The 680-nt window shown below is 62.4% G+C and carries 1 pseudogene; it reads right to left on the reverse strand.

Features of this window, described 5'->3' with window-relative positions:
* Positions 1-680, reverse strand: a pseudogene (locus tag APH34_RS29710) (hypothetical protein); the annotation flags it as partial.

A 680-nucleotide genomic window follows, 5' to 3' on the forward strand; every position in this document is an offset into this window, starting at 1 on the left:
AGCTGAGTGGACGCGCTCGTCAGACCCGCCTCTGTAGCTCCCACCCTTGCAGTAAGGGCCGACGTAGCAGCGGCATTGGTGGTGATGTCGGCCGCATTGACGCGTCCATTGTCGCGCCAGCCGGTCATGGTGCTGCCCAGCTCAAGCTGCAGACGATCCCATTCACACCAGCCCGTGGTGCTAGCCCCATTCAGCGGCCCACGAATACGGTAGATGATTCTTACCGAGGCAGTACCTGCCGGCGCTGGTGCTGAGGTCCGGCTGAAGCGCTGCCATGCCTCCGGAGCGATTGAAGCATTCTGCGAACTGGCGCCGTCCGTGCTGATGTTCGCCCCGCTGGCATCGCGCCACTGGAAGAATAACTGGGCGATCAGGCCATTGGTGGCCCGGAAATAGCTGGAGATCGTCAGAACCTGGCCCTCCGAAACCCCCGGCCACTTGGGCGTATCCTGCACCAGGTCGACATAGCTGCCGGCGTTCGGAAAGGTCAGGCCCAAGCGCAACGCCTTTCCTGCTGGATCAAGCGTGGACGGCACGAAAACAGACGTCAGGGTCGAGCCCGAATTCCCCAGCGCCCAGCCATCCGGCAGCCAAGCCGAAGTCGGGCTGACCACCTCCAGCGACGGGTTGTACAACAGGTTCTCGCCACCCACCTCCTTGAGTGACGTGTTGATATTGGT

Origin of the sequence: Pseudomonas sp. NBRC 111131 (assembly GCF_001320525.1) — a bacterium.
In the GTDB taxonomy this organism is placed as follows: Bacteria; Pseudomonadota; Gammaproteobacteria; order Pseudomonadales; family Pseudomonadaceae; genus Aquipseudomonas; species Aquipseudomonas ceruminis.